Origin of the sequence: Streptomyces sp. NPDC126497 (genome assembly GCF_040302425.1) — a bacterium.
Lineage (GTDB): Bacteria > Actinomycetota > Actinomycetes > Streptomycetales > Streptomycetaceae > Streptomyces.
In genome coordinates this window covers 12,429-39,106 of record NZ_JBEORT010000056.1, presented here as the reverse complement: position 1 = coordinate 39,106, position 26,678 = coordinate 12,429, and the positions used below count along the sequence as shown (strand labels likewise).

General features: G+C 72.5%; 24 protein-coding genes and 1 pseudogene. 16 read left to right on the top strand and 9 right to left on the bottom strand.

The window, feature by feature from the left end:
* The first annotated feature begins 221 nt into the window (after window positions 1-221).
* The 3 genes from ABTY20_RS22395 to hutH all read left to right on the top strand — a co-directional run bounded on the left by ABTY20_RS22395 (window position 222) and on the right by hutH (window position 3,858).
* Window positions 222-1,022 carry an enoyl-CoA hydratase/isomerase family protein gene (locus ABTY20_RS22395; RefSeq protein WP_351998786.1) on the top strand — a complete coding sequence of 267 codons (801 nt, stop codon included), beginning with the start codon at window positions 222-224 and terminating at the stop codon, window positions 1,020-1,022.
* A 66-nt stretch (window positions 1,023-1,088) separates the two neighbouring features.
* Window positions 1,089-2,237 carry a GGDEF domain-containing protein gene (locus ABTY20_RS22390; protein ID WP_351998785.1) on the top strand — a complete coding sequence of 383 codons (1,149 nt, stop codon included), beginning with the start codon at window positions 1,089-1,091 and terminating at the stop codon, window positions 2,235-2,237.
* A gap of 82 nt (window positions 2,238-2,319) precedes the next feature.
* Window positions 2,320-3,858, top strand: a complete 1,539-nt coding sequence (hutH, locus tag ABTY20_RS22385; RefSeq protein ID WP_351998794.1) for a histidine ammonia-lyase — start codon at window positions 2,320-2,322, stop codon at window positions 3,856-3,858.
* A gap of 45 nt (window positions 3,859-3,903) precedes the next feature.
* Here the strand turns inward: hutH and ABTY20_RS22380 are convergent, their stop codons facing one another.
* A complete protein-coding gene (locus tag ABTY20_RS22380; protein WP_351998784.1) occupies window positions 3,904-4,221 on the bottom strand; it encodes a hypothetical protein in 318 nt (105 codons plus the stop codon).
* Window positions 4,222-4,330: 109 nt separating this feature from the next.
* Between ABTY20_RS22380 and ABTY20_RS22375 the strand changes: the two genes are divergently transcribed.
* The 5 genes from ABTY20_RS22375 to ABTY20_RS22355 all read left to right on the top strand — a co-directional run bounded on the left by ABTY20_RS22375 (window position 4,331) and on the right by ABTY20_RS22355 (window position 12,129).
* On the top strand, window positions 4,331-4,735 hold the full coding sequence (locus ABTY20_RS22375) for a hypothetical protein (RefSeq protein ID WP_351998783.1): 405 nt from the start codon (window positions 4,331-4,333) through the stop codon (window positions 4,733-4,735).
* Window positions 4,736-4,974: 239 nt separating this feature from the next.
* The gene (locus tag ABTY20_RS22370) at window positions 4,975-6,225 is read left to right on the top strand and encodes a L,D-transpeptidase (protein ID WP_351998782.1); all 1,251 of its coding nucleotides are present in this window, start codon (window positions 4,975-4,977) and stop codon (window positions 6,223-6,225) included.
* A 146-nt stretch (window positions 6,226-6,371) separates the two neighbouring features.
* The gene (locus ABTY20_RS22365; protein WP_351998781.1) at window positions 6,372-7,826 is read left to right on the top strand and encodes an ABC transporter permease; all 1,455 of its coding nucleotides are present in this window, start codon (window positions 6,372-6,374) and stop codon (window positions 7,824-7,826) included.
* A 78-nt stretch (window positions 7,827-7,904) separates the two neighbouring features.
* A complete protein-coding gene (locus tag ABTY20_RS22360; RefSeq protein WP_351998780.1) occupies window positions 7,905-8,621 on the top strand; it encodes an ABC transporter ATP-binding protein in 717 nt (238 codons plus the stop codon).
* 190 nt (window positions 8,622-8,811) lie between these two features.
* Window positions 8,812-12,129: a S8 family peptidase gene (locus ABTY20_RS22355; RefSeq protein ID WP_351998779.1), complete on the top strand. Its 3,318-nt coding sequence runs from the start codon at window positions 8,812-8,814 to the stop codon at window positions 12,127-12,129.
* 106 nt (window positions 12,130-12,235) lie between these two features.
* On the opposite strand, the gene ABTY20_RS22350 is transcribed toward ABTY20_RS22355, so the two are convergent.
* Window positions 12,236-13,153 carry a helix-turn-helix domain-containing protein gene (locus tag ABTY20_RS22350; protein ID WP_351998778.1) on the bottom strand — a complete coding sequence of 306 codons (918 nt, stop codon included), beginning with the start codon at window positions 13,151-13,153 and terminating at the stop codon, window positions 12,236-12,238.
* Window positions 13,154-13,326: 173 nt separating this feature from the next.
* Between ABTY20_RS22350 and ABTY20_RS22345 the strand changes: the two genes are divergently transcribed.
* Window positions 13,327-14,367 carry an NAD(P)-dependent alcohol dehydrogenase gene (locus ABTY20_RS22345; protein WP_351998777.1) on the top strand — a complete coding sequence of 347 codons (1,041 nt, stop codon included), beginning with the start codon at window positions 13,327-13,329 and terminating at the stop codon, window positions 14,365-14,367.
* Window positions 14,368-14,395: 28 nt separating this feature from the next.
* On the opposite strand, the gene ABTY20_RS22340 is transcribed toward ABTY20_RS22345, so the two are convergent.
* Window positions 14,396-15,514 (bottom strand): hypothetical protein, encoded by a 1,119-nt coding sequence (locus ABTY20_RS22340; protein ID WP_351998776.1) that lies wholly within the window; start codon window positions 15,512-15,514, stop codon window positions 14,396-14,398.
* A gap of 143 nt (window positions 15,515-15,657) precedes the next feature.
* Between ABTY20_RS22340 and ABTY20_RS22335 the strand changes: the two genes are divergently transcribed.
* Window positions 15,658-16,815 carry a cystathionine gamma-synthase gene (locus tag ABTY20_RS22335; protein ID WP_351998775.1) on the top strand — a complete coding sequence of 386 codons (1,158 nt, stop codon included), beginning with the start codon at window positions 15,658-15,660 and terminating at the stop codon, window positions 16,813-16,815.
* 3 nt (window positions 16,816-16,818) lie between these two features.
* Here the strand turns inward: ABTY20_RS22335 and ABTY20_RS22330 are convergent, their stop codons facing one another.
* The 3 genes from ABTY20_RS22330 to ABTY20_RS22320 all read right to left on the bottom strand — a co-directional run bounded on the left by ABTY20_RS22330 (window position 16,819) and on the right by ABTY20_RS22320 (window position 18,267).
* A complete protein-coding gene (locus ABTY20_RS22330) occupies window positions 16,819-17,067 on the bottom strand; it encodes a hypothetical protein (RefSeq protein WP_351998774.1) in 249 nt (82 codons plus the stop codon).
* On the bottom strand, window positions 17,064-17,573 hold the full coding sequence (locus ABTY20_RS22325) for a sigma factor-like helix-turn-helix DNA-binding protein (protein WP_351998773.1): 510 nt from the start codon (window positions 17,571-17,573) through the stop codon (window positions 17,064-17,066). The genes ABTY20_RS22330 and ABTY20_RS22325 overlap by 4 nt, the downstream gene beginning before the upstream one ends.
* Window positions 17,574-17,754: 181 nt before the next feature.
* Entirely contained in the window at window positions 17,755-18,267 is a 513-nt protein-coding gene (locus tag ABTY20_RS22320; RefSeq protein WP_351998772.1) for a MarR family winged helix-turn-helix transcriptional regulator, read from the bottom strand.
* Between the two features lie 162 nt (window positions 18,268-18,429).
* Here ABTY20_RS22320 and ilvA point away from each other — a divergent pair, with 162 nt between their 5' ends.
* The 3 genes from ilvA (at window position 18,430) to ABTY20_RS22305 (ending at window position 21,684) form a co-directional block, all read left to right on the top strand.
* Window positions 18,430-19,659: a threonine ammonia-lyase gene (gene ilvA / locus ABTY20_RS22315; RefSeq protein ID WP_351998771.1), complete on the top strand. Its 1,230-nt coding sequence runs from the start codon at window positions 18,430-18,432 to the stop codon at window positions 19,657-19,659.
* A gap of 187 nt (window positions 19,660-19,846) precedes the next feature.
* Window positions 19,847-20,842, top strand: coding sequence for an ATP-binding cassette domain-containing protein (locus ABTY20_RS22310; RefSeq protein ID WP_351998770.1), 996 nt, complete (start codon window positions 19,847-19,849; stop codon window positions 20,840-20,842).
* Complete coding sequence (locus ABTY20_RS22305) at window positions 20,839-21,684, top strand: ABC transporter permease (RefSeq protein WP_351998769.1); 846 nt, start codon at window positions 20,839-20,841, stop codon at window positions 21,682-21,684. The genes ABTY20_RS22310 and ABTY20_RS22305 overlap by 4 nt, the downstream gene beginning before the upstream one ends.
* Before the next feature lie 57 nt (window positions 21,685-21,741).
* Here ABTY20_RS22305 and greA read toward each other — a convergent pair whose 3' ends face one another.
* Entirely contained in the window at window positions 21,742-22,239 is a 498-nt protein-coding gene (gene greA, locus ABTY20_RS22300; RefSeq protein ID WP_351998768.1) for a transcription elongation factor GreA, read from the bottom strand.
* A gap of 168 nt (window positions 22,240-22,407) precedes the next feature.
* On the bottom strand, window positions 22,408-22,806 hold the full coding sequence (locus tag ABTY20_RS22295) for a DUF4307 domain-containing protein (RefSeq protein WP_351998767.1): 399 nt from the start codon (window positions 22,804-22,806) through the stop codon (window positions 22,408-22,410).
* A 148-nt stretch (window positions 22,807-22,954) separates the two neighbouring features.
* Here ABTY20_RS22295 and mca point away from each other — a divergent pair, with 148 nt between their 5' ends.
* Both mca and ABTY20_RS22285 read left to right on the top strand, forming a co-directional pair.
* Window positions 22,955-23,836, top strand: a complete 882-nt coding sequence (mca, locus tag ABTY20_RS22290) for a mycothiol conjugate amidase Mca (RefSeq protein WP_351998766.1) — start codon at window positions 22,955-22,957, stop codon at window positions 23,834-23,836.
* Window positions 23,829-24,077, top strand: a complete 249-nt coding sequence (locus tag ABTY20_RS22285; RefSeq protein ID WP_351998765.1) for a hypothetical protein — start codon at window positions 23,829-23,831, stop codon at window positions 24,075-24,077. Before mca ends, ABTY20_RS22285 begins: the two co-directional genes overlap by 8 nt.
* A 168-nt stretch (window positions 24,078-24,245) precedes the next feature.
* On the opposite strand, the pseudogene ABTY20_RS22280 reads toward ABTY20_RS22285, so the two are convergent.
* Window positions 24,246-24,472, bottom strand: a pseudogene (locus tag ABTY20_RS22280) (hypothetical protein); the annotation flags it as partial.
* A gap of 58 nt (window positions 24,473-24,530) precedes the next feature.
* Between ABTY20_RS22280 and ABTY20_RS22275 the strand changes: the two are divergent.
* Window positions 24,531-26,618 carry a thioredoxin domain-containing protein gene (locus tag ABTY20_RS22275; protein ID WP_351998764.1) on the top strand — a complete coding sequence of 696 codons (2,088 nt, stop codon included), beginning with the start codon at window positions 24,531-24,533 and terminating at the stop codon, window positions 26,616-26,618.
* The last annotated feature ends 60 nt before the right edge of the window (window positions 26,619-26,678 follow it).

Below are 26,678 nucleotides of genomic sequence, written 5' to 3'. Positions count from 1 at the left end.
GGTGTCATCGTGTTCCCTCCCTGCGTGCGCGCCTCCGACGCGTCGCGGTCCGCGCACGCTATGCGCTCCGGTGAGGGGGCCGGGCCGGAGCCGGGGTGATGTCACTCGAACGGGTGGACGGGAGGTGGCGAGGGAACCGGGCGTGCGCCCTTTTCCCCGGGGGGTGCGGACTGCGATGATCGGAGCGAGTGGAGTTAACCCGCGTTAACCGGAGGGCGTCGATGAGTGAGGAACGGTTCGGGGAGTTCGTGCTGGTGCGCCGGCATGGGCGGGGGCATGTCGCGGAGCTCGTTCTCGACCGGCCCAAGGCGATGAACGCCGTGTCGACCGGGATGGCCCGCTCCCTCGCCGGTGCCTGTGCGGCGCTGGGGGAGGACCGGAGCGTACGGGCGGTGGTGCTGAGCTCCTCGCACGAGCGGGCGTTCTGCGTGGGGGCCGACCTGAAGGAGCGCAACTCCTTCAGCGACGCCGATCTGGTGCGCCAGCGGCCCGTGGCGCGCGCGGCGTACACCGGAGTGCTCGACCTGCCGGTGCCGACGGTGGCGGCGGTGCACGGGTTCGCGCTGGGCGGCGGGTTCGAGCTGGCCCTGGCGTGCGACGTGATCGTCGCCGACCGTACGGCGGTCGTGGGGCTGCCCGAGGTGTCGGTCGGGGTGATCCCGGGCGGGGGCGGTACGCAGCTGCTGCCCCGGCGGGTGGGGGCGGCGCGGGCCGCCGAGCTGATCTTCACGGCGCGGCGGGTGGAGGCCGGCGAGGCCCGGGAGCTGGGGCTCGTCGACGAGCTGGTCGAGGAGGGGCGGGACCGGGAGGAGGCCCTCGCCATGGCGTCCAGGATCGCCGGGAACTCGCCGGTGGGACTGCGGGCGGCCAAGCGGGCGCTGCGGCTCGGGCACGGGCTGGATCTGCCCGCCGGGCTCGAGGTCGAGGACGCCGCCTGGCGGTCGGTGGCGTTCTCGGGGGACCGGGCGGAGGGGGTCGCCGCCTTCAACGAGAAACGCAGGCCGGAGTGGCCCGGGGAATAGGTCCCGGTGAGCCCCGTTCGCTCCTTTAATGTCCCGGTCGGTCCCGAATCTTCCTAATCTGGAGAGATGGGTGAGGAGAGCCGGCTGGCGGCCGTGGTGGCGCTGGCTCAGGGCATGGCCGCCGCACACGGGTCACGGGAGGCCTGGCGGGCCGCGGCCCACGGGGCCCGCCGGGCGCTGGGCGGGAGCTTCGCCGCCCTGTCGGTGTGGGAGCGGGAGCTCGGGCGGCTGCGGGTGCTGGTGAACGTCGGGGAGCTGGCCGAGGGCGAGGAGGAGTTCCCGGAGGACGAGTCCTATCCGGTGCACCAGTTCGCCGAGATCACCGAGTTCCTGCACGAGCGGTGGGCGGGGGGCGGTGAGCCCGACGCGTGGGTGGAGACCGCCGAGGGACCCTCGGCGGGCCGGGCCGGGTACTGCCAGCAGCGGGTGGCCGCGCTCAGGCGGCGGGGGCGGGGGTGCTGTGTGGTCGCGCCGATCGTGCTGCACGGGCGGGCCTGGGGCGAGCTGTACGTGGCCCGGCCCGCCGGTGCGCCCGTCTTCGGGCGGGGGGACGCCGACTTCGCGACGGTGCTGGCCGCCGTCGTGGCCGCCGGGATCGCGCAGACCGAGCGGCTGGAGGAGGCCCGGCGGCTGGCGTACACGGACTCGCTGACCGGGCTGGCCAACCGGCGCGCCGTGGACGCGCGGCTCGACGAGGCCGTGGAGCGGCACCGGCGGGACGGGGCCGTCGTCAGCCTCGTGGTGTGCGATCTGAACGGGCTGAAGCGGGTCAACGACACCCTGGGGCACGCCGTGGGCGACCGGCTGCTGGAGCGGTTCGGGACCGTGCTGTCCTTGTGCGGGGCCATGCTGCCCGGCGCCCTGGTCGCGCGGCTCGGCGGGGACGAGTTCTGCCTGCTGGCGGTGGGGCCGCCGGCCGACGAGGTCGTCAAGACGGCCGACGAGGTGTGCCGGCGGGCGGTGGAGCTGGGCATCGGGGACGGCGTGGCCTGCGGCGTGGCGTCCACCGCGGATCCCGTCGGGCCGGTGCACTCCGCCCGGCGGCTGTTCCGGCTGGCCGACGCGGCGCAGTACCGGGCCAAGGCCGAGCGTGCCGCGCACCCCGTGGTGGCCGGGCGGGAGGGGCCGGACGACCCCGTCGTACGGCTGGCGGACGAGCCCTCGCGGGTGGCGGACGGGGAGCGGCGGCGCTTCCGGGGGCGGCATTCGCCGTAGCGCACGGCCCGCCGGTAAGGGGCGCGGTGCGCGCCCGGTGGTGACATCGTTGAATTCACTGCGTACGCTCCTGAATATGAGTATGCACACTGTGGTGGTGGGGACCTCCGGCGTGACCGCGTCCGACGTGATCGCCGTGGCGCGCGGCGGTGCCCGCGTCGAACTGTCCGCGGAGGCGGTGGCCGCCCTGGCCGAGTCCCGCGGGATCGTGGACGCCCTGGCCGCGAAGCCGGAGCCGGTGTACGGGGTGAGCACCGGCTTCGGAGCCCTGGCGACCCGGCACATCAGCCCGGAGCTGCGCGACCGGCTGCAGCGCAACATCGTCCGCTCGCACGCCGCGGGCATGGGACCGCGGGTCGAGCGCGAGGTCGTGCGGGCGCTGATGTTCCTGCGGCTGAAGACCGTCTGCTCGGGGCGCACCGGGGTGCGCCCCGAGGTCGCGCGGACGATGGCCGCCGTGCTGAACGCCGGCATCACCCCCGTCGTGCACGAGTACGGCTCCCTCGGCTGCTCCGGCGACCTGGCCCCGCTGTCCCACTGCGCCCTCGCCCTGATGGGCGAGGGGGAGGCGGAAGGCCCCGACGGCGGCGTGCGGCCGGCCGGCGAACTGCTCGCCGAGCACGGCATCCGGCCCCTCGAACTACGCGAGAAGGAGGGGCTCGCCCTCCTCAACGGCACCGACGGCATGCTCGGCATGCTGGTCATGGCCCTCGCCGACCTGGACCTCCTCTACACGTCCGCCGACGTCACGGCCGCCCTGAGCCTGGAGGCGCTGCTCGGCACCGACAAGGTGCTCGCCCCCGAGCTGCACGCCATCCGCCCGCACCCCGGTCAGGCCGCCAGCGCCGCCAACATGCTGGCGGTACTGAGAGGTTCGGGGCTGACGGGGCATCACCAGGACGACGCTCCCCGCGTCCAGGACGCCTACTCGGTGCGCTGCGCCCCGCAGGTCGCCGGCGCCGGACGGGACACCCTGGCGCACGCCCGGCTGGTCGCCGAGCGCGAACTCGCGTCGGCCGTGGACAATCCGGTGGTGCTTCCGGACGGCCGGGTCGAGTCCAACGGGAACTTCCACGGGGCGCCGGTCGCCTACGTCCTGGACTTCCTCGCCATCGCCGTCGCCGACCTCGCCTCCATCACCGAGCGCCGCACCGACCGGCTGCTGGACAAGAACCGCAGCCACGGGCTGCCTCCGTTCCTCGCCGACGACGCCGGCGTGGACTCCGGGCTGATGATCGCGCAGTACACGCAGGCCGCCCTGGTCGGCGAGCTGAAGCGGCTCGCCGTGCCGGCCTCGGCGGACTCGATCCCGTCCTCCGCGATGCAGGAGGACCACGTCTCCATGGGCTGGTCGGCGGCGCGCAAACTGCGGACGGCCGTCGACAACCTCGCCCGGGTCGTCGCGATCGAGCTGTACGCGGCCACACGGGCCGTGGAACTGCGCGAGGGGCTGACCCCGGCGCCGGCCACGCGGGCGGTCGTCGAGGCCGTGCGGAAGGCGGGTGTGGGCGGCCCCGGACCGGACCGCCACCTGGCTCCCGATCTCGCCGCGGCGGACGCGTTCGTGCGGGACGGACGGCTGGTCGCGGCCGTGGAGGCGGTCACCGGACCGCTGAGCTGAACCGGCCGGGCCCCGGCGGTCCCCCGCCGGAGCCCGGCACGCGCGTCAGAGGCCCAGGCGCTCGCGACGCACCGAATAGACGACGAAACCGGCGCCGAGGGCGAGGCAGGCCGTGCCGCCGACGACGTACGGCGTGCTGTCGAAGCTGCCGGTGTCGGCGAGGCGGACGTCCTCGCCGGCGCCCCGCACGGCCGTGGACGTGGTGTGCGAGACGGCTCTCGCCTGTTCCGTGACCTGCGGAGACGGCTGTGCCGAGGGCGCGTCCGACGCCGAGGTCGCATTCGCGGACGGGACGAACCACAGGGCGCACAGCAGGGTGCCCGCGGCGGTGGCGGTCAGCAACGGACGGAGCGCGGATGACACGGAATATCGATCCCCTTGTGGCGCTGGCGAATTGGCCGTGTGGGGCGATGTTAGTGAACAGCGCGGGTCACGGGAAAGCCGCAGGGGTCCGGGGCCGTACGCTCCGGTCATGAGCACCCCGGAGACATCACGTTTTGTACGGCTTCGCGTGGAGCTCGTCCTCGAGATCGAGGACGAGGACGCGGTGACCAGGGCGGCACTGCGCAGGATCGCGGACGACGACGGCATGCCGGACGAGGAACGGGTACACGCCGAGAGCGCTGTGACGGAGGACACCGCGGAGGCCCTCGCCCAGCTCGTCGACCCGTTCGCCCTGGTCGGCGAGGTGCCGGGGGCGGAACTGCTGCAGGCCTCCTGGAGCGGCGAGGAGATCGACTACGACCCCGACTCGCCGGAGTGGGACCTCGACGATGTCGACGACGACGTTGACGACGATGGCGACGACGACGAGGGCGACGGTGACGAGGGCGAGGGCGAGGGCGAGGGCGAGGGCGGGACGGGCAGGGCCGGCTGAGGTGTCTTGAGGAAATCGTGACCCCGGGCGGCAACCGCCGCCCGGGTGACGACGTCTCAAGCGACGACGCACCGGCCGGAACCGTCGCCGTCCGCTCCGGCGGACGTGGCGAGCCCCACACCCGTGGGCCGTGGGGAACGGGGGAACCCGGTCGTAGCGTTGAGAGTTGTGGACGAGGTCCTTCTGCTTCGGGCGGGGCCTCGTGGGGTCGGGATTCGGCAACGATGGAGAAGCGTGTGATGACGGACGGTAAGCGGCGCAGGGGTCTGGCGGCCGCGTCCGCTCTGCTCGGCGGAGTGCTGGTGCTCTCGGCGTGTTCCGGCGGTGACGACGGGGCCTCGGGCGACAGCGGCAAGGGCGACTCACAGGCCCAGGTCGACGAGGCGGCGGCCAAGAAGTCCTCCGAGGCGCAGATCAAGATCACGCCCAAGGACGGCTCCAACAACGCCTCCATCAACAACTCCGCCACCGTCACCGTGGCCAAGGGCACGCTCACCGAGGTGAAGATGACCACCGCCGACGGCACCGCCGTCGCCGGTGAGATATCCGCCGACAAGAAGAGCTGGAAGCCCAGCACCCAGCTGGAGCGCGCCACCACCTACAAGCTGTCGGCCACGGCCAAGGACGCCGCGGGCCTCGCCGCCCACGAGAACGCCTCGTTCACCACGGTCGCCCCGGACAACAGCTTCATCGGCACCTTCACCCCGGACGACGGCACCACCGTCGGCGTCGGCATGCCGGTGTCGATCAACTTCGACAAGGCGATCACCAACAAGGCCGCGGTGCAGAAGGGCATCACCGTCTCGTCCACCAGTGGTCAGGAGGTCGCCTGCCACTGGTTCAACGCCAACCGCATGGACTGCCGCCCCGAGGAGTACTGGCAGGAGGGCTCCACCGTCACGCTGAAGCTGGCCCTCGACGGCGTCGAGGGCGCCGAGGGCGTGGTCGGCGTCCAGCAGAAGACGGTCACCTTCAAGATCGGCCGCAACCAGGTGACGTACGTCGACGCCGAGACCAAGCAGATGAAGGTCACCCAGGACGGCAAGACCGTCCGCACCATCCCGATCTCCGCCGGTTCGCCCGACAACAAGACGTACGAGGGCCAGATGGTGATCTCCGAGAAGTTCAAGGAGACCCGGATGAACGGTGCGACGGTCGGCTTCACCGACGACGACGGCAAGGGCGAGTACGACATCAAGGACGTGCCGCACGCCATGCGTCTGAGCACCTCCGGCACCTTCATCCACGGCAACTACTGGGGTGCCAAGTCCATCTTCGGCAGCGTCAACACCAGCCACGGCTGCGTGGGCCTGTCCGACACCAAGGGCGCGAACGACCCGAACACGCCGGGCGCCTGGTTCTACGACAACTCGATCATCGGCGACGTGGTCGTCGTGCAGAACACCGGTGACAAGACCATCGCCCCGGACAACGGCCTCAACGGCTGGAACATGAGCTGGGAGCAGTGGAAGGCGGGCTCGGAGGTCTGACGCCGGCCGCGCGCGGCGCCTCACCCCACCACCCGGCCGATGCCGCCGTCCGCCCCTCACGGGGAGCGGGCGGCGGCATCGGCCTTCTCATCGGGCTCTCAGGGGGCGCTTATCACTTCATCACCCGGTGTCCCTAGCTTGCGGCCATGTTCTTCACCTACCTGAGGCGCGAGCTGCGCCGCCGCAGAAAGGCGGCCCTCGTCGTCGCCTCCGGGCTCGCGCTCGGCATCGCGCTGGTCATCGTGGTCAACTCCGTGTCCTCCGGGATGAGCAGGGCGCAGGAGAAGGTCCTGCAGTCCCTGTACGGGCTCGGCACGGACATGACGGTCACCAAGGCCGCGGAGGCCCAGAGCACCGGCGAACGCCCCCGGTTCCGGTTCGACGCCCGGGACGACGACTCCGGCGAGGAGCAGAGCAGCGACCGCGTCATGGTGCAGGGCTTCCAGACCCTGGCGGGCTCCACCGTGGCCGAGGTCGGCGAGCAGGACGGCGTCGCCGACGCGGTCGGCGGACTGAGCCTCCAGGTCATGAAGGTGAGCGGCGAGTTCACGCGGGGTCAGTTCCAGCAGGACGGCCAGGACGCCGAGGGCGGTCAGGGCGGCGGCCCCGGTGGCGGCCAGTCCTCCCCGCAGGGCCGGGTCGAGGGCGGCGGCGCCACCTTCGACGTCAACAGCTACTCCGTCTACGGCACCGACGTCACCGAGCCCGCCCTCGGCCCGCTGACCTCCTCCGAGATCACCGACGGACGCACCTTCAGGACGACCGAGACCGACGCGAAGGTCGCCGTCGCCGACTCCGCCTACGCCAAGGAGAAGGAGATCGGGACCGGTGACACCGTCACCGTCAAGGGCACCGGATACAAGGTCATCGGCATCGCCACCGCCACCAGCGGGGACGCGGCGGCCAACCTCTACCTGCCGCTGAAGCAGGCGCAGACCCTCGCCGACGCCGAGGACAAGGTCACCACGATCTACGTCAGGGCGACCGACTCCCAGCGGATCGACAGCGTCAAGTCCGGGATCCGGAAGAACATCTCCGGTACGACCGTCACGACCTCCGCCGACCTCGCGGACACCGTCTCCGGCTCCCTGTCCACCGCCTCCTCGCTCGCCGCCGGCGTCGGCAGGTGGCTGTCGGTCGTGGTGCTCGTGGCCGCCTTCCTCGTCGCGGGTCTGCTCACCTCCTCCGCCGTCTCCCGCCGGGTGCGCGAGTTCGGCACCCTCAAGGCGCTGGGCTGGACGTCCGGCCGGGTGACCCGGCAGGTGGTCGGCGAGTCCATGGTCCAGGGCCTGATCGGCGGCGCCCTCGGCATCGTGCTCGGCCTGGCGGGCGCCTACGCGGTCACCGCCGTCGGCCCCACCCTGCAGGCCCAGCTCGGCGGTGGTGGCGGCGGCATGGGCGGACCCGGCGGTGGCCCGGGCGGCCCCGGACGGCAGGCCGCCGCCAAGACCCTCGACGTCGCGCTCACCGCGCCGGTCAGCCTCACCACCCTCGCCCTCGCGGTCGGCCTCGCCGTGGCCGGCGGTCTCGTCGCCGGCGCCTTCGGCGGCTGGCGCGCCTCCCGGTTGCGGCCGGCCGACGCGCTCCGCCGCGTCGGGTAACACCCGCCCGGCACCGGCCCCGGGGCCCGCCCGGGCGGACGGGCCCCACCCCCCCGTACGCGATCCAGGAGCAGACCCATGTACGAACTCAGAGGCGTCACCCGGCGCTACACGCGCGGCAAGGAGACCGTCAACGCCCTCGACGGAATCGACCTGACCATCCCCGACGGCGACCGGCTCGTCATCCAGGGCCCCACCGGCGGCGGGAAGTCCACGCTGCTGCAGATGCTCGGCGGCCTCGACCGGCCCAGCTCCGGCGAGGTCGTCCTGGACGGCACCGACCTGGCAGGGCTGTCCGAGGCCCGGCTCACCCGGGTGCGCAGCGAGAGCATCGGCTTCGTCTTCCAGTCGTTCAACCTGATCCCCACGCTCACCGCGCAGGAGAACGTCGAGACCGCGCTCGTCCCGCTCGGCGTGAAGGCCAAGGAGCGCCGGGAGAAGGCCGCCGAGGCGCTGACGTCGGTCGGTCTGGGCGAGCGGCTCGGGCACCTGCCCGGCGAGATGTCCGGCGGCCAGCAGCAGCGCGTGGCCATCGCGCGGGCGCTGGTGAAGGAGCCGAAGGTGCTGCTCGCCGACGAACCCACCGGAAACCTCGACGAGTCCATGCGCGACGAGATCATGGACGTGCTCATCCGCATGTGGGAGGAGCTGGGGCTGACCTTCGTCATGGTCACCCACGACTCGGCGATCGCGAAGGCGGCCCCGCGTCTGGCGACGATCCGCAAGGGCCGGATCACCGTGCGGGAGAACCCCCGGGCCCGACCGGGGGGAGGGGCCAACCACGCGGTTGTGTAACGGAGTCCCGGCGGAAGCGTTACAGCGGCCCGTCGACTTCGGCACCCTTTCCGGTGTCCCTTGAGACGCTTGATCACCCCTCGGCATACTGCGTGCTCCGGGGGGTGCGCGCACGCGTACGAGACCACCCCCGACCGGGTGACGGCGAGTTCGCCCGGGGACACCGCTAGGGGGAACCTTGCGCAGACAAGTGAAGAGAGCGTGCGCGGCCACGATCGCCACGGCGACCGCCGTGGCGCTCGCGGCGGGCATGGCCGGCCCGGCGTCGGCGAACGGGGAGCGCGCGGCCGCCGACTCCTCGACGGGGGCGTCCGCGTCGAAGGCCAAGCACCGGATCACGCTGATCACGGGAGACCGGGTCGCCGTGGACGCCAAGGGCCGCGTGGTCGGCCTGGAGCGGGCCGAGGGCCGTGAGCACATACCCGTGCAGGTCCGCCGCACCGGTGGCCACACCCTCGTGCTGCCGGCCGACGCCGCACGGCTGGTCGCGAGCGGCAAGCTGGACCGGCGGCTGTTCGACGTCACCGAGCTGAACAAGGCCACGGTCCGCGGTTCCCAGAAGCGGGGCCTGAAGGTCATCGTCGGCTACCGGGGCGGCGCGGCGAACGCCAAGGCCGAGGTCCGTGACGCGGGCACGGTCCGCCGCACCCTGAAGTCCCTGAACGCGGACGCGGTGCAGACCCCGCACGAGGACACGCCCGAGCTCTGGGACGCCGTCACCGACGGCGACCGCACCGCCTCCGGCATCGCCCACGTCTGGCTCGACGGGGTCCGCAAGGCCTCCCTCGACACGTCGGTGGCGCAGATCGGCACCCCGAAGGCGTGGGCGGCCGGCTACGACGGCAAGGGCGTGAAGATCGCCGTCCTGGACACCGGTGTCGACGCCACCCACCCGGACCTCAAGGGCCAGGTGACCGCGTCCAAGAACTTCAGCTCCGCGGCCACCGCTGGCGACAAGGTCGGCCACGGCACCCACGTCGCGTCCATCGCGGCCGGTACGGGAGCGCGGTCCAAGGGCACGTACAAGGGTGTCGCGCCCGGCGCGAAGATCCTCAACGGCAAGGTCCTCGACGACGCCGGCTACGGTGACGACTCCGGCATCCTCGCCGGCATGGAGTGGGCGGCCGCACAGGGCGCCGACGTCGTCAACATGAGCCTGGGCGCCGGTGACACGCCCGAGGTCGACCCGCTGGAGGCGGCGGTCAACAAGCTGTCCGCCGAGAAGGGCGTCCTGTTCGCCGTCGCGGCCGGCAACGAGGGCCCGCAGTCGGTCGGTTCGCCCGGCAGCGCGGACGCCGCCCTCACCGTCGGCGCCGTCGACGACAAGGACAAGCTCGCCGACTTCTCCTCCACCGGCCCGCGCGTCGGCGACGGCGCCATCAAGCCGGACGTCACCGCTCCCGGCGTGGACGTCACGGCCGCCTCGGCGAAGGGCAACGACATCGCCGAGGAGGTCGGCGAGAAGCCGGCCGGCTACATGACCATCTCCGGCACGTCGATGGCGACCCCGCACGTCGCGGGCGCGGCGGCGATCCTCAAGCAGCAGCACCCGGAGTGGACCTACACCGAGCTGAAGGGCGCGCTCACCGGCTCCACCAAGGACGGCAGGTACACGCCGTTCGAGCAGGGCTCGGGCCGCGTCCAGGTCGACAAGGCGATCAAGCAGACCGTGATCGCCGACCCGGTGTCGCTGAGCTTCGGCGTCCAGCAGTGGCCGCACACCGACGACAAGCCGGTCACCCAGCAGCTCACCTACCGCAACCTCGGCACCCAGGACGTCACCCTCACGCTGACGTCGACCGCCACCGGCCCCAAGGGCAAGGCGGCCCCGGCCGGCTTCTTCACCCTGGGCGCCACCACGGTCACCGTCCCCGCGGGCGGCAAGGCCTCCGTGGACGCCACGGTCGACACCCGGCTCGGCGGCACGCTCGACGGCGCCTACTCGGCGTACGTGGTCGCCACCGGCGGCGGGCAGACCGTGCGCACGGCGGCCGCGGTGCAGCGCGAGGTCGAGTCGTACGACGTGACCCTGAAGTTCCTCGACCGCGCGGGCAAGCCGGCCGCCAACTACGTCGCCGGCCTGTACGGCATCTCCGGTCTCGGCGCCGACCGCTGGCACCAGCCCTACGACGCCGACGGCACCGTCACCGTCCGCGTGCCCAAGGGCGGTTACGTCCTGGACACCAGCATCCTGGTCGGCTCCGACCCGGAGGACTACCAGGGCGCCGACTGGATCGCCCAGCCCAAGCTGAACGTCGCCAAGAACACGACGATCACCGTGGACGCCCGCAAGGCCAAGCCGGTGAAGATCACCGTGCCGGACAAGGCGGCCAAGCCGGAGTTCGCCTCCGCCGACTACACCGTCGAGACGAACGACTCGGCCCACGGCTTCGGCTGGTGGCTGGACTCGTACGACAACTTCCGCTCCGCCCACCTCGGCCCGCAGATCACCGACGGCTCGCTGAGCCAGCAGTGGGACGCCCACTTCAGCAAGGGCGCCAAGGAGCAGTACAGCACCGTCATCGGCGCCAAGGTGAAGAACCTCGCCACCGGGTACACCCGGAACTACAAGGCGGGCGAGTTCGCCACGGTGAAGGTCGGCATGGGCGCCGCGGCGAGCGGCAAGAAGGGTGTCGTCAACGCCTTCGGCGTGCTGCCCGTGAGCAGCGGCGCCTCCTCGTTCGGCCAGGCGCAGAACCTGCCCGGCACCCGCACGCTGCACCTGTCCACCTCGAACGGGGTCAAGTGGGACCTCGACTTCGAGCAGCAGGGCGGCGTCGACGCGGAGGGCTGGCCGGTCTTCGAGGCCGGGTACTTCCTCGGTGGCGCGAAGGGTTACAAGGCCGGCAAGACGTACCGGGAGACCGTGAACACGGCCGTCTTCGGGCCGCGCCTCACCTCCGAGGACGGCATCTTCCGGGACGGCAACAGCATCACCGGGATGCTCCCGCTGTTCGCCGACGGCAAGGGCCACGTGGGCTCCTCGGTCTACACCTCGGCCACCACCAGCCTCTACCGCAACGGCAAGAAGGTCGGCTCGAACGACGACCCGCTGTTCGGCGGTGAGGAGTTCAAGGTCCCGTCCGCGGACGCCTCCTACAAGCTGACCACCTCGGTCAAGCGCAGCGCCAAGGTCGCCGCCGCCTCCACGCGGATCGACGCGAGCTGGACCTTCCGTTCCAAGAAGACCACCGACTTCACGCAGCTGCCCGCCTCCACGGTCCGCTTCAACGCGACCACCGGCCTGGACAGCAAGGTGACGGCCGGCAAGAAGGTCACCGTCCCGGTCACCGTCGAGGGCTCCGCCAAGGGCAAGAACCTCAAGTCCCTGTCGGTGTACGTGTCGTACGACTACGGCAAGACCTGGAAGAAGAGCACGGTCAAGAAGGGCGGGATCACCTTCAAGAACCCGTCGAAGGGGAAGGCGATCTCCTTCCGCGCCAAGATCGCCGACAAGAAGGGCAACAAGTCGACGATCTCGATCTACAACGCGTACTACGGCAAGTAGTCCGTGAACGGACGGCCCGCCGGGAGCGCCGCTCCCCGGCGGGCCGTTCCGCGTCCGCCGTCGCGCGCCCGGCGCGCGGAAGGACCGGAACGGGTCCCGCCCGGCCTCAGGTCGACGTGGCGTCCGCCCCCGCCCGCCTGGCGTCCGTACCCCAGCTGCACAGCAGCCTCAGCGCCTCCGCCGACGGCGAATCCGGCTCCGCGAAGTACGTGACCAGCGACTGCCCGCTGTCGTCGCCGGCCGGACGGAACGACTCCCACAGCAGCGTCAGCTCACCGACCAGCGGATGCCGGACGCGCTTGACGCCGTGGCTCTTCTCCTTGACGTCGTGCGCCGCCCACAGCCTGCGGAACTCCTCGCTCTTCACGGAGAGCTCGCCGACCAGCGAGGACAGCTGCGGGTCGTCCGGGTGGAGCCCCGCGTCCATGCGGAGGTAGGCGACCATGTCGTACGCCTTCTGCTCCCACTCCACGAACAGCTCCCGGTGGTCCGGGTCCAGGAACACCAGCCGCGCCCAGTTCCGCTCCTGCGCCGGGATCTTCCCCCAGTCCCCGAAGACCGCCGCCGCCATCCGGTTCCAGGCGAGGATCTCCGAGCGCCGGCCCACCACGTACGCCGGGACCGCGTCCATCGACTCCAGCAGGTGCCGCAGCGCGGGACGGACCTGCCGGGCCCGGGGCGTCTGCTTGCGCTTCTGCCGCTTCGGCTTCGCCAGGTGCGTGAGGTGCGACCGCTCGGCGTCGGTGAGGCGCAGGGCGCGCGCGATCGAGTCCAGCACCTCCGCCGACACGTTCCGCCCGTTGCCCTGCTCCAGGCGCGTGTAGTACGCCACGGACACCCCGGCGAGCTGCGCCAGCTCCTCGCGGCGCAGGCCCGGCACCCGGCGGTGCCGTCCGAAGTCCGGCAGGCCCACGTCCTCCGGCTTCAGCCGGGCCCGCCGGGTGCGCAGGAACTCGCTGAGCTCCGCCCGCGGGTCGAGGCCGCCGCCCGCGGGGCCGGCCGGGTGGGTGTACTGCTCGTCCATGACTCCAGTATTCCCGGTCGTACGCACGACATCCTGTCCCCGCCAGTGGTACGCACGGCCAACGTAGGCACAGGGGTGGGCTGGGTGAATCCCGGACGGCGCCGCAGGCTGGTGGCCGTGCCCGGCCGGACGGAAGGGGGCCGGGCGCACGACCACACGAGGAGAACCCCGGTATGAGCACTGTCGCCGCGTACGCCGCCCCCGCCGCCAAGGCTCCGCTGGAGCGGACGACCATCGAGCGGCGCGAGGTGGGCGAGCACGACGTGTTGATCGACATCAAGTTCGCCGGCATCTGCCACTCCGACATCCACCAGGCCCGTGAGGGCTGGGGCGAGGCGATCTTCCCGATGGTCCCCGGCCACGAGATCGCCGGCGTGGTGTCCGAGGTGGGCCCCGGCGTCACCCGCTACCGGGTGGGCGACCGCGTCGGCGTCGGCTGCATGGTCGACTCCTGCCGCGAGTGCGACAACTGCAGGGCCGGCCGGGAGCAGTACTGCGCCGTCGGCATGGTCGGCACCTACAACGCCCTGGACAGGAACGGCGAGCCCACCTACGGCGGCTACGCGCAGTCGATCGTCGTCGACGAGAACTACGTCCTCCGCATCCCCGACGGGCTGGCCCTCGACGTCGCCGCGCCCCTGCTCTGCGCCGGCATCACCACCTACTCCCCGCTGAAGCGCTGGGGCGCCGGCCCGGGCAAGAAGGTCGCGATCCTCGGCATGGGCGGCCTCGGCCACCTGGGGGTCAAGATCGCGCACGCGCTGGGTGCCGAGGTGACGGTGCTGTCGCAGTCCCTGCGCAAGAAGGACGACGGCCTCAAGCTGGGGGCCGACCACTACCGGGCCACCAGCGACCCGAAGACCTTCGAGGAGCTGCGCGGCGCCTTCGACCTGATCGTGTCGACCGTGTCGGCCCCGCTGGACCTCGGCGCCTACCTGTCCCTGCTGAGGACGGAGGGCACACTGGCGAACGTGGGCGCCCCCGAGGAGCCGGTCGCTCTCAACCTCTTCTCGGTGATCGGCGGCGGCAAGACCCTCGCCGGGTCGATGATCGGCGGCATCGCCGAGACCCAGGAGATGCTGGACTTCTGCGCCGCGCACGGCATCGGCGCCGAGATCGAGCTGATCGGCGCGGCGGAGATCAACGAGGCGTACGAGCGCGTCCTGGACAGCGACGTCCGCTACCGCTTCGTCATCGACACGGCGACGATCTGACCCTCGCCGCCTTCCCGGCCGCCGACGCTCAGTGCGGCAGCGTCGCGGGGCTGCCGCCGTTCGCCTCGTAACCGGCCACCGCCAGGGCGCGGTAGACGGCGAACTCGGCGGCCGGGTCGGGGGAGAGGGTCCACGGCAGGGCGCCCACGTGGCCGTCGACGTGTACGAGCTGGCTCATGGCCTCCGCCCAGCGCTCGCCGCGGACCAGGAAGAAGACCAGCAGGTGCCGCACGTGCGCCGACATCGGGTCACCGGGGCGGGCCGAGTGCACCGCGTGCAGCGCGCCGTGGACCGCCCTGGTGACGGTCTCGCTCTGGTAGAAACCGGCGACCAGGTTCACCTCGGGCAGGTGCTCGAACACCGCGAAGAGCGGCAGGGCGGCGAGGAGGGAGCCCTGGGGCGCCCGCGCCGCCGCGGCCTCCGCGAACGCGTACGCCTCCTGACGCGAGCCGTGCCACTTCTCGCACCAGTAGTGCAGCGCGGCCAGGTGCGCCCCCATGTGGGCCGGGGCGCGGTCCAGGATCTTCAGCCAGACCTGCTCGAAGTCCTGCCGGGAGTAGCCCAGTCCACGGGCCACCGACAGTTCCACGAGGTACGGGACCGGGTCACCGGGGGCCAGCAGTGCGGCCTCGCCGCACGCCGTCCTCGCCTCCTCCATGATGATCCGGAACTCGTCCGTCCCGGGCGCCGCCGTGCGCCACGCCTGCTGCACCAGGAACTCGGCGTGCACCGCGGCTCCCCCCGCGTCCTTGGGCATCTCGGTCCGCCACACCCGCAGCCACTGCCCGCCGGGCGCCTCGCCCGCCCCGCCGGGCCGCTGCTGCAGCTCCAGCGAGGCCGCGCCGGCGAACGCCTGGACGCGCTGCCAGCGCGACTCGCCCTCCGCGCCCGTGCCGGCCAGCAGTTGCTGCGCCGCGCGGTAGTCCTGGGTGCGCTGCACCAGTTCCAGCACGTCGAGCAGGTCCTGGTCGGGGCCCGGCATGCGGATGTCCAGCTCCTCCTCGCGGGCGAAGCCGTAGTTCGCCGGGTCCGCCGCGTCCGGGTGGCCGGCGGGGACCTGCGTGATCGCCCCGCGCCTGCGCCGCAGATACGGCACCACCACGAAGCCGAGCATGACGAGCGCGATCAGGACCCAGAGAATCTCCATGTCACCAAGCGAACCAGACCGCGCCGACAATTGGCCAACCCGGTGCCGGGCCCTGGGGAAAACCCCCGGCGTCCGCCCGCGCCACCCGCCCCGCCCGCTCCGCGTCCCTCATCCGCCCCGCGGGCGCACTACCCTCGGTGCTCATGAGCGACAGGCACATCAGTCAGCACTTCGAGACGCTCGCGATCCACGCGGGCAACACCGCCGACCCCCTGACGGGCGCGGTCGTCCCGCCGATCTACCAGGTGTCCACCTACAAGCAGGACGGCGTCGGCGGACTGCGCGGCGGCTACGAGTACAGCCGCAGCGCCAATCCGACCAGGACCGCGCTGGAGGAGAACCTCGCCGCCCTGGAGGGCGGCCGCCGCGGCCTCGCGTTCGCGTCCGGACTGGCGGCCGAGGACTGCCTGTTGCGCACGCTGCTCAGCCCCGGAGACCACGTGGTGATCCCGAACGACGCGTACGGCGGCACGTTCCGGCTCTTCGCCAAGGTCGTCGCCCGGTGGGGCGTGGAGTGGTCGGTGGCCGACACCGGCGACCCGGCCGCCGTGCGGGCCGCCCTCACCCCGAAGACCAGGGCCGTCTGGGTGGAGACCCCCTCCAACCCGCTGCTCGGCGTCACCGACATCGCCGCCGTGGCCCAGGTCGCCCGGGACGCGGGCGTCCGGCTCGTCGTCGACAACACCTTCGCCACGCCGTACCTCCAGCAGCCGCTCTCGCTCGGCGCGGACGTCGTCGTGCACTCCCTGACCAAGTACATGGGCGGCCACTCGGACGTCGTCGGCGGCGCCCTGATCACCGGCGACGCGGAGCTGGGCGAGGAGCTCGCCTTCCACCAGAACGCGATGGGCGCGGTCGCCGGCCCCTTCGACTCCTGGCTGGTGCTGCGCGGCACCAAGACGCTCTCGGTCCGCATGGACCGGCACAGCGAGAACGCGACGAAGGTCGTCGACATGCTCAGCCGCCACCCGCGCGTGACGGGCGTCCTGTACCCGGGCCTGCCGGACCACCCCGGTCACGAGGTCGCCGCCAAGCAGATGCGGGCCTTCGGCGGGATGGTCTCCTTCCGCGTGGAGGGCGGCGAGGAGGCGGCCGTCGAGGTCTGCAACCGGGCCCGGGTGTTCACGCTCGGCGAGTCCCTGGGCGGCGTCGAGTCGCTGATCGAGCACCCCGGGCGGATGACGCACGCGTCCGCGGCCGGCTCGGCGCTCGAGGTCCCCGCCGACCTGGTGCGTCTCTCCGTGGGCATCGAGAACGTCGACGACCTGCTCGAAGACCTCCAGCAGGCGCTCGGACGGTGACCGTCACCAGCCCGTGAGCGGTGGGGTCGTCTCCGACGGCGGTTCCACCCACGGGCGGGCCGTCAGCGCCCACACCGTGAAGGCCGCGGCCGCCGCCAGCGCCAGCAGCCACATCGCGCGGCGGGTGAGCGCCCGGCGGCGCAGGATGCGGGCCCCACGGCGCGCCGCCTCCGCGTGGAGCCCGGGAGGCAGGGACGGCGGCGGCTGCTCCAGCATCCGCCGCACGGCCGCCTCGCGTTTCATCCGGTTCACGACGGCACCGCCTCGGCGCCGCCCACCGCGGGCGCCGGCCTCGGCGGCGGGCGCAGTACGGCGGTCGTCGCGCGGGTGAGGACGGCGCGCACGCGTTCCGCGGGCAGGCCGAGCAGCGCTGCCGTCTGTTCCTCGGCGACCCCCTCGTGGAGCCGCAGTACCAGGACCAGGCGTTCCTGCGGGGTGAGCCGGGCCAGTGGGCCTCCGAGGAGGGCGCGGGAGCGGGGGCGCAGCAGTGCGCCGCGCCGGCGCCAGGCGCCGTTCGCGAAGCGGGTCGCCAGGTACTGGCGGGTGTGGGCGTAGGGGTCCCCGCCGTGCAGCCGGTCCCAGCTCGCGTACGTGTGGGCCAGGGCCAGGGTCAGCAGGTGCCGCGCGTGCGGATTGTCGTCGGGGGTCTCGGCGGTGAGCAGCGTCGCGGTGCGCAGCAGCCGGGTGCCCGCGCCCGCGACGTAGACCTCGAACTCGCGGGCGCGGAGGCCGTCCTGGGACGTGTGCCGTGGGTGCAACCGCGCCTCCCGTCGCCCGTGAGAGCCTTCGGCTCTCATATCAGGCCAGGGGGCGTCCCCCGGTCAAGAGACGTGCACGTGCGGACGGACCCCGGTTTCCCGCCCCGGCCCCCGCTCCCCCGCACGCCGGAGGAACCGGTCCCACCGGGCGGGGCCGCACCGGCCCGCCCGGGGACGGAGGTCAGGAGGCCGGCTCGCCCTCCGAGGTCCCCTGCGCGGACATCCGCGCGGACAGCGCGCCGTTGAAGCGTGACAGGAGCGCGCAGAACGCCTCGCGCTCCCCCGGGTCCCAGTCCTGGGTCAGCTCGGCCATCAACTGGCGGCGTGAGGAGCGCACTTCCTCCAGGCGGGACTGTCCGCGCGGGGACAGCTGGAGCACCACCGCGCGTCCGTCCTCGGGGTGCGAGGTCCGCTTGACCAGGCCGGTCTCCACGAGCGGGGCGACCTGCCGGGTGACCGTCGAGGAGTCGATGCCCATGCTCGCGGCGAGCGCCTTGACGCCCATGGGGCCTTCCTTGGCGAGGCGGTTGAGCAGCAGGTACGCGGCACGGTCCATCGAGTTGCGCACCTGGCCGACTCCGCCGAGCCGCGTCTGTTCGGCACGGCGGGCGAACAACGCCACCTCGTGCTGCAGCGTGTCGAGGAGACCCGGGTCGCCGACGGCCGTCGGGTCCGTCCTCATGTCCATCGACATATCAGGTGGTGTGGGCATGGCCGGGGGCTCACTTCGTGGAGGGCTGCTAATTGGGGGACAGGGTACGCGGCCGGACGGCGGCCCGTACCGGCGCTGCGCAAAGCCGAGTCCGCGGGTTGGTCACACCGGTCGGCGCGGTCGGCGAACTGCGATGCTGGAGTCATGAGTCACAGCACGGCCGAATCCCTGCGGACCGTCACCCTCGACGACGTGCGCGGCGCCCGGAGGATGCTGTCGGGCGTGGCCCGGACGACCGCGCTGGAGGGCAGCAGGCACCTGTCCCGGCGGGTGGGCGCGCCGGTGCACCTGAAGTGCGAGAACCTGCAGCGGACGGGGTCGTTCAAGCTGCGCGGCGCGTACGTCCGGATCGCCGGGCTGCTGCCCGAGGAGCGGGCCGCCGGCGTCGTCGCGGCGAGCGCCGGCAACCACGCGCAGGGCGTCGCGCTGGCGTCGTCGCTGCTCGGGGTGCGGTCCACGGTGTTCATGCCGAGGGGCGCCCCGCTGCCGAAGATCAGCGCGACCCGGGAGTACGGCGCCGAGGTGCGCCTGCACGGGCAGGTGGTCGACGAGACGCTGGCCGCGGCGACGGAGTACGCGCACCGGACGGGCGCGGTCTTCATCCACCCCTTCGACCACCCGGACGTCATCGCGGGCCAGGGCACGGTGGGTCTGGAGATCCTGGAGCAGTGCCCCGAGGTGCGCACGATCGTCGTCGGGGTCGGCGGGGGCGGGCTGGCGGCCGGGATCGCGGTCGCGGTGAAGGCGACGCGGCCCGATGTGCGGATCGTCGGCGTGCAGGCGGCGGGCGCGGCGGCGTACCCGCCCTCGCTCGCGGCCGGGCGTCCGGTGTCGGTGCGCGACCCGGCGACGATGGCCGACGGGATCAGGGTGGGGCGGCCCGGCGACGTGCCGTTCGGGATCGTCGGCGAGCTGGTGGACGAGGTGTGCACGGTCACCGAGGACGAGCTGTCGGCCGCGCTGCTGCTGTGCCTGGAGCGGGCCAAGCTGGTCGTCGAGCCGGCCGGGGCGAGCCCCGTCGCGGCGCTGCTGAGCCGGCCCGGCGCCTTCGAGGGGCCGGTCGTCGCGGTGCTGTCCGGCGGCAACGTGGATCCGGTGCTGATGGAGCGGGTGTTGCGGCACGGCATGGCGGCGCAGGGCCGCTACCTGGCCGTACGGCTGCGCCTGACGGACCGGCCGGGCGCGCTCGCGTCGCTCCTGGGCGCGTTGTCGGCGGCCGACGCCAACGTCCTCGACGTGCGTCACGTACGGACCGACCCGCGGCTCGGGCTCACCGAGGCGGAGGTCGAGCTGCACCTGGAGACCAAGGGACCGGCGCACTGCGCGGAGGTCGACCGGGCCCTGCGCGAGGCCGGTCACACGGTCATCGGCTGACGCGCGGCGGGGTCGTCACTCCTTCGGGCCATCCCGTTGTGACACGCGATACATCGCGTTATGGTGTGTCTCGTGGCCGGAGGTGGTCCGCCGTGTGCCCCGCCGCCCCCGCCCGGCGGAAAACCTCAGCGCGCCGCCGCGCGCAAACCTAGGCTTTCCGGAGGATCACGACGACGTGGAGACTCATATGCCAGGCGCCATCTATGCCGAGGGCTTAGTGAAGACCTTCGGGAACGTACGGGCGTTGGACGGCGTCGACCTCGATGTCCCCGAGGGCACCGTCCTGGGCCTGCTCGGGCCGAACGGCGCGGGCAAGACCACCACCGTCCGCTGCCTGACCACCCTGCTGCGGCCCGACAGCGGCAGGGCGGTCGTGGCCGGCCTCGACGTGCTGGGACAACCCGACGCCGTACGCCGCTCCATCGGCCTGTCCGGCCAGTTCGCCGCCGTCGACGAGTACCTGACCGGCCGCGAGAACCTGCAGATGGTCGGACAGCTCTACCAGATGAAGGCGAAGGCGGCGAAGGCCCGCGCGGACGAACTGCTGGAGCAGTTCCACCTCGCGGACGCCGCCGACCGCATCGCGAAGACCTACTCCGGGGGCATGCGCCGCCGGCTCGACCTCGCCGCCGCCCTGGTCGTCTCACCGCCCGTGATGTTCATGGACGAGCCGACGACCGGACTCGACCCGCGCAACCGCCAGCAGCTGTGGGAGGTGATCAAGCAGCTCGTCTCCGGCGGCACGACACTGCTGCTCACCACCCAGTACCTGGAGGAGGCCGACCACCTGGCCCACGACATCGCGGTCGTCGACCACGGCCGGGTCATCGCCCAGGGCACCTCCGACCAGCTCAAGGCCCGCACCGGCGGCGAGCGCGTCGAGGTCGTGGTGCACGACCGCGAGCACGTCCGGACCGCTTCGGCCCTCCTCGACAAGTACAGCCTGCGCGGCGCCGGCCGGGGCGACACCACGGTCGAGGAGCACATGCGCAAGATCACCACACCGGTCTCCGGCGGCGCGAAACTCCTCGCCGAGATCATCCGCGACCTCGACACCGACGGCATCGAGATCGACGACATCGGTCTGCGCCGCCCCACCCTCGACGACGTCTTCCTCTCCCTCACCGGCCGTGTCGCGGAGGCCGGGGCCGAGGGCGAGGACACCGAGGAGACCGCGAAATGAGCGCCGTCACCGACGCCGTACGGGGCACGGCCCCCGGCAACCCCATCGGCCGGTCGATCCGGGACTCCCTGGTCGTCGCCCGACGCAACCTGATCCGCATGGCCCGGATCCCCGAAGTGGTGATCTTCGGCCTCATCCAGCCCATCATGTTCGTGGTGCTGTTCTCGTACGTGTTCGGCGGCTCCATGGACATCGGCGGCAGTACGAGTCCGCAGGTCTACCGCGAGTTCCTGATGGCCGGCATCTTCGCGCAGACCGTCACCTTCGCCACCGCCGGAGCGGGTGCGGGCATCGCCGAGGACATGCACAAGGGACTCGTCGACCGCTTCCGCTCGCTTCCCATGGCGCGCGGCGCGGTGCTCACCGGCCGCACCCTCGCCGACATGGTGCAGACGGCGCTCACCCTGCTCGTGCTCGCCGTCGTCGCCCTCCTGGTCGGCTGGCGCACCCACACCAGCGCCGGCGAGGTGCTCGGCGCGTTCGGCCTGCTCCTGCTGGCGGGATACGCGTTCACCTGGATCGGCGCGCTCATCGGTCTGTCGGTGCGCACCCCGGAGGCGGCCACCTCCGGCGGACTGGTCTGGCTCTTCCCGGTGACCTTCGTGTCCAACGCGTTCGTGGACCCCGGCAACATGACGCCCTGGCTGCGCCACATCGCCGACTGGAACCCGTTCAGCGCCACCGTGCAGGCCTGCCGCGAGCTCTTCGGCAACCCGGGGGTCTCCACCTCGGAGGCCTGGCCCATGCAGCACCCGGTGTGGGCGTCGCTGATCTACTCGGTCCTGATCATCGCGCTCTTCCGGACGCTCGCCGTGCGCAAGTACCGCTCGGCGGCGGTATGACGAAGCCCCCGGCACCGCACGGGGTGCCGGGGGCCCGCCGGGGACTCGCGGGGCAGGTCAGCCGCTGTACGGCTTGGCCTCCAGGATCTTCACCGAGGCCTTCTTGCCGTTCGGCAGCTCGTACTCCGCGTCCTCGCCGACCTTGTGGCCGATGACGCCCGAGCCCAGCGGGGACTGCGGCGAGTAGGTCTCGATCTCACTGCTCGCGTACTCGCGGGAGGCGAGCAGGAAGGTCAGCGTGTCGTCCTCGTCGCCGTCGAAGGCGATCGTGACGACCATGCCGGGCGCCACGGCACCGTCGGCCGCCGGGGCCTCGCCGACCTTGGCGTTCTCGAGGAGCTGGGTGAGCTGGCGCACACGGAGCTCCTGCTTGCCCTGCTCCTCCTTGGCCGCGTGGTACCCGCCGTTCTCCCGCAGGTCGCCCTCCTCGCGCGCGGCGGCGATCTTGGCGGCGATCTCCGTGCGCGCGGGACCAGTAAGGTACTCAAGCTCGTCCTTGAGCTTGTTGTACGCCTCCTGGGTCAGCCAGGTGACGTTCTCGCTGGTCTGGGTCACAGGTGCTCCTCGTAGGTACTGGGAAATACAAAGCATCGCCCTACCCGGAAGGATGTTCCTCCGGGCACGGGCGAAACCACGAGCCTAACAATTGACTGCCCGCAGGGGGAGGACATAAGCCACCAGACTCATGTCAGCGCAGGTCAGTGGTGAGGTATTCCCGTGTCGTCAGCCCGCGTGGCAGCCGACGAGCTCGGCGGTGGTGCCCGGGGAGGTGGTGCGCAGGGTGACGACCTCGTCGACGCGCGTGGCGTCCTCGTCGAAGCGGAAGTCGGCGCGGCCCACCTCGGCGCCGTCCTCGGCCTGGGAGCGGACCGTGCAGTAGCCGGCGACCCCCGCGTCCTTGTGCACCTCCAGGTGCACCTTCACGGAGTCGTCGGAGACGTCGAAGCCGATCACCTCGGCGCTGATCTCGTTCTGGGCCACGTAGTGGTAGCCGAACCAGCCGATCAGTCCGAGCATCAGCACCGACAGCACGGCGCCGACGACCTTGAGGGTGCGGTCGGCACGCTGGTCCGAGGAGCGGCCGTAACGGCCCTCGGGCAGCCGCGTGCTCGGCGTACTCATGATCGTCTCCTCGGCAGGAGGGGACCGGTGTCCCCTGGCGGCCCCGGAGCGGAAAACCCCGGAATTATTCGTCCCCCGATTCGGTCACTATAGAAGCCTGCGACCGCGCCGCCGCACCGAGGGCGCCTACCGACTTGAGGATTGAGTCTTGACTGACCAGCTGCGACTGATGGCCGTGCACGCCCACCCCGACGACGAGTCGAGCAAGGGCGCGGCCACCATGGCGAAGTACGTGTCCGAGGGGGTGGACGTGCTGGTGGTGACCTGCACGGGCGGGGAGCGCGGCTCCATCCTCAACCCGAAGCTGCAGGGCGACGCGTACCTCGAGGAGCACATCCACGAGGTGCGCAGGAAGGAGATGGACGAGGCCCGGGAGATCCTGGGGGTGAAGCAGGAGTGGCTCGGCTTCGTCGACTCCGGGCTGCCCGAGGGCGACCCGCTGCCGCCGCTGCCGGAGGGCTGCTTCGCCCTGGAGGACGTCGACAAGGCCGCCGGTGAGCTGGTGCGCAGGATCCGCGCCTTCCGTCCCCAGGTGATCACCACCTACGACGAGAACGGCGGCTACCCGCACCCCGACCACATCATGACCCACAAGATCACGATGGTGGCGTTCGAGGGCGCGGCGGACACCGCGAAGTACCCGGAGGGCGAGTACGGCCCGGCGTACCAGCCGCTGAAGCTCTACTACAACCAGGGATTCAACCGCCCCCGCACCGAGGCGCTGCACCACGCGATGCTGGACCGCGGCATGGAGTCGCCGTACGGGGACTGGCTGAAGCGCTGGAGCGAGTCCGAGCGCAAGGAGCGCACGCTCACCACGCACGTGCCGTGCGCCGACTTCTTCGAGATCCGCGACAAGGCGCTGATCGCGCACGCGACGCAGATCGATCCCGACGGGGGCTGGTTCCGGGTGCCGATGGACCTCCAGAAGGAGGTCTGGCCCACCGAGGAGTACGAGCTGGCGAAGTCGCTCGTCGATACCTCCCTCCCCGAGGACGACCTCTTCGCGGGCATCCGGGACAATGCCTGACATGAGCGCAAGCGCAAGCCTGGCAATGACCCACCTGGTGCCCCTGGCCAAGGAGCTCGACGAGGACAAGGTGACCCCCGGTGTTCTCGGGTTCATCGTGTTCGCGGTGATGGCTCTGGCGGTGTGGGCCCTGATGAAGTCCATGAACCGCCACATGGGCCGCGTGGACTTCCCGGAGGAGTCCGAGGGGTCCGGGGCCGAGAAGGCGGAGGCGACGGCCGTCGCCGAGAAGCGGGGCTGAGTCCGCCGTCGACCGCGGGCAGTCCTGCCTCCTCCCCGTGCCTTCGAGGGCCTGGGAGGCACCCCGTGGGCGCCGGGCCGCGCGGACGCCCCGGCCCGCGGTGGCGCCGGGTGCCGGCCGCGGGTGGACGCCACCGGGCGGTGACCAGTGCGGCCACGCCTTCTCGCCCACCGGCACCCCCATCACCTCGCGGGCGTGGCGGCCCGGGACCACGCCCGGGTGCCAGGTCTGCCGGCCCGCCTCCAGAGTGACGCCCCGTTCCAGGAGGAGCTGGTAGGCCTCCACGCAGTCGGCGAGCCTCCCGTCGCGCAGGGCGTGGCCGCCCGGCCCAGCTGGGACAGCTCCTCCTGCGCCACCGCCGTGCCGGCCTCCGTGCCGCCCGGCGCCGGGGGAGGGCGGGCGGCGGCCGCGCCGTCCTGCGCCTGTTCCCGGTGCGTCGGGCAGGATGGACGTATGGCGAACCGACTTGCGCAGGCCACGTCCCCCTACCTCCTCCAGCACGCCGACAACCCCGTCGACTGGTGGGCCTGGTCCGAGGAGGCCTTCGCCGAGGCGCGGCGGCGCGATGTGCCGGTGCTGCTGAGCGTCGGCTACTCGAGCTGCCACTGGTGCCACGTCATGGCGCACGAGTCCTTCGAGGACCCGGCCACCGCCGAGGAGATGAACGCGCACTTCGTCAGCGTCAAGGTGGACCGCGAGGAGCGCCCGGACGTCGACGCCGTCTACATGGAGGCGGTGCAGGCGGCGACCGGGCAGGGCGGCTGGCCCATGACCGTGTTCCTCACCCCGGACGCCGAGCCGTTCTACTTCGGCACGTACTTCCCGCCCGCCCCCCGGCACGGCATGCCGTCGTTCCGGCAGGTGCTCCAGGGCGTCCGCCAGGCGTGGGACGAGCGGCGGGGCGAGGTCGACGAGGTGGCGGGGAAGATCGCCCGGGACCTGGCCGGCCGGGAGATGTCCTACGGCGACGACCGGGTGCCCGGCGAGCAGGAGCTCGCGCAGGCGCTGCTCGGGCTGACGCGCGAGTACGACCCGCAGCGCGGCGGGTTCGGCGGGGCGCCGAAGTTCCCGCCGTCCATGGTGATCGAGTTCCTGCTGCGCCACCACGCCCGCACCGGTGCCGAGGGCGCGCTGCAGATGGCGCGGGACACCTGCGAGCGGATGGCCCGCGGCGGGATCTACGACCAGCTCGGCGGCGGCTTCGCCCGGTACTCCGTGGACCGGGACTGGGTGGTGCCGCACTTCGAGAAGATGCTCTACGACAACGCGCTGCTGTGCCGGGTCTACGCCCACCTGTGGCGGGCCACCGGCTCGGAGCTCGCCCGCCGGGTCGCGCTGGAGACCGCCGACTTCATGGTCCGCGAACTGCGCACCCCCGAAGGGGGGTTCGCGTCCGCGCTGGACGCCGACAGCGAAGAGGTGGTGTCGCCCGAAGGAAGTCCTCAGGAGGGCGACGGCGGGCGACGGGAGGGCGGCACGGGCCGGCACGTCGAGGGCGCGTACTACGTGTGGACGCCCGCGCAGCTGCGCGAGGTCCTCGGGGACGACGACGCGGAACTCGCCGCGCGGTACTTCGGGGTGACCGTGGAGGGCACCTTCGAGGAAGGCGCCTCGGTGCTGCAACTTCCGCAGCGGGACGAGGTGTTCGACGCCGGGCGGATCGCCGGCATCAGGGAGCGGCTGCTTGCGGCGCGCTCCGCCCGGCCCGCCCCCGGCCGGGACGACAAGGTGGTCGCCGCCTGGAACGGCCTGGCGATCGCCGCGCTCGCCGAGACCGGCGCCTACTTCGACCGGCCGGACCTGACGGAGGCCGCCGTCACCGCCGGCGACCTGCTGGTCCGGCTGCACCTGGACGACCGGGCCCGGATCGCCCGCACCAGCAGGGACGGCCGGGCCGGCGCCAACGCGGGGGTGCTGGAGGACTACGCCGACGTCGCCGAGGGCTTCCTGGCACTCGCCTCGGTGACCGGGGAGGGCGTCTGGCTGGAGTTCGCCGGACTGCTGCTCGACCACGTCCTGACCCGCTTCACCGACCCCGGCACGGGCACCCTGTACGACACGGCGTCCGACGCGGAGCGGCTGATCAGGCGCCCGCAGGACCCGACCGACAACGCCGCCCCGTCCGGCTGGACCGCCGCCGCGGGCGCCCTGCTCGGCTATGCCGCGCACACCGGCTCCGCGTCCCACCGCACCGCCGCCGAACGGGCGCTGGGCGTGGTGAAGACGCTCGGCCCGCGGGTCCCGCGGTTCATCGGGTGGGGGCTGGCGGTCGCCGAGGCCGCACTGGACGGTCCGCGGGAGGTCGCGGTGGTCGGTCCGGCGCTCGACGACCCGGCCACGGCCGCCCTGCACCGCACGGCGCTCCTGGGCGCCGCGCCCGGCGCGGTGGTCGCCGCCGGGACTCCGGGGAGCGACGAGTTCCCGCTGCTCGCCGACCGCCCGCTGGTCCGGGACGAACCGGCCGCCTACGTCTGCCGCAACTTCACCTGCGACGCGCCGACGACCGATCCCGACCGGTTGCGCGTGGCACTGGGCGGCTGAACCGGCGGCCGTGTCCGCGGCCGGCCGCGACGGGCCCGCGGTTCCCCGCGGCCCTCGGGG

Excerpts from the sequence above, each read along its gene's own strand:
- ilvA (WP_351998771.1), top strand. The coding sequence starts at position 18,430 with ATGAGTCACAGCACGGCCGAATCCCTGCGGACCGTCACCCTCGACGAC.
- ABTY20_RS22320 (WP_351998772.1), bottom strand. The coding sequence starts at position 18,267 with ATGTCGATGGACATGAGGACGGACCCGACGGCCGTCGGCGACCCGGGT.
- ABTY20_RS22395 (WP_351998786.1), top strand. The coding sequence starts at position 222 with ATGAGTGAGGAACGGTTCGGGGAGTTCGTGCTGGTGCGCCGGCATGGG.
- ABTY20_RS22295 (WP_351998767.1), bottom strand. The coding sequence starts at position 22,806 with ATGAGTACGCCGAGCACGCGGCTGCCCGAGGGCCGTTACGGCCGCTCC.
- ABTY20_RS22375 (WP_351998783.1), top strand. The coding sequence starts at position 4,331 with ATGAGCACCCCGGAGACATCACGTTTTGTACGGCTTCGCGTGGAGCTC.
- ABTY20_RS22390 (WP_351998785.1), top strand. The coding sequence starts at position 1,089 with ATGGGTGAGGAGAGCCGGCTGGCGGCCGTGGTGGCGCTGGCTCAGGGC.
- ABTY20_RS22350 (WP_351998778.1), bottom strand. The coding sequence starts at position 13,153 with ATGGACGAGCAGTACACCCACCCGGCCGGCCCCGCGGGCGGCGGCCTC.
- ABTY20_RS22310 (WP_351998770.1), top strand. The coding sequence starts at position 19,847 with ATGCCAGGCGCCATCTATGCCGAGGGCTTAGTGAAGACCTTCGGGAAC.
- ABTY20_RS22285 (WP_351998765.1), top strand. The coding sequence starts at position 23,829 with ATGCCTGACATGAGCGCAAGCGCAAGCCTGGCAATGACCCACCTGGTG.
- ABTY20_RS22275 (WP_351998764.1), top strand. The coding sequence starts at position 24,531 with ATGGCGAACCGACTTGCGCAGGCCACGTCCCCCTACCTCCTCCAGCAC.
- ABTY20_RS22340 (WP_351998776.1), bottom strand. The coding sequence starts at position 15,514 with ATGGAGATTCTCTGGGTCCTGATCGCGCTCGTCATGCTCGGCTTCGTG.
- hutH (WP_351998794.1), top strand. The coding sequence starts at position 2,320 with ATGCACACTGTGGTGGTGGGGACCTCCGGCGTGACCGCGTCCGACGTG.
- ABTY20_RS22345 (WP_351998777.1), top strand. The coding sequence starts at position 13,327 with ATGAGCACTGTCGCCGCGTACGCCGCCCCCGCCGCCAAGGCTCCGCTG.
- ABTY20_RS22335 (WP_351998775.1), top strand. The coding sequence starts at position 15,658 with ATGAGCGACAGGCACATCAGTCAGCACTTCGAGACGCTCGCGATCCAC.
- ABTY20_RS22370 (WP_351998782.1), top strand. The coding sequence starts at position 4,975 with ATGACGGACGGTAAGCGGCGCAGGGGTCTGGCGGCCGCGTCCGCTCTG.
- ABTY20_RS22365 (WP_351998781.1), top strand. The coding sequence starts at position 6,372 with ATGTTCTTCACCTACCTGAGGCGCGAGCTGCGCCGCCGCAGAAAGGCG.
- ABTY20_RS22305 (WP_351998769.1), top strand. The coding sequence starts at position 20,839 with ATGAGCGCCGTCACCGACGCCGTACGGGGCACGGCCCCCGGCAACCCC.
- ABTY20_RS22360 (WP_351998780.1), top strand. The coding sequence starts at position 7,905 with ATGTACGAACTCAGAGGCGTCACCCGGCGCTACACGCGCGGCAAGGAG.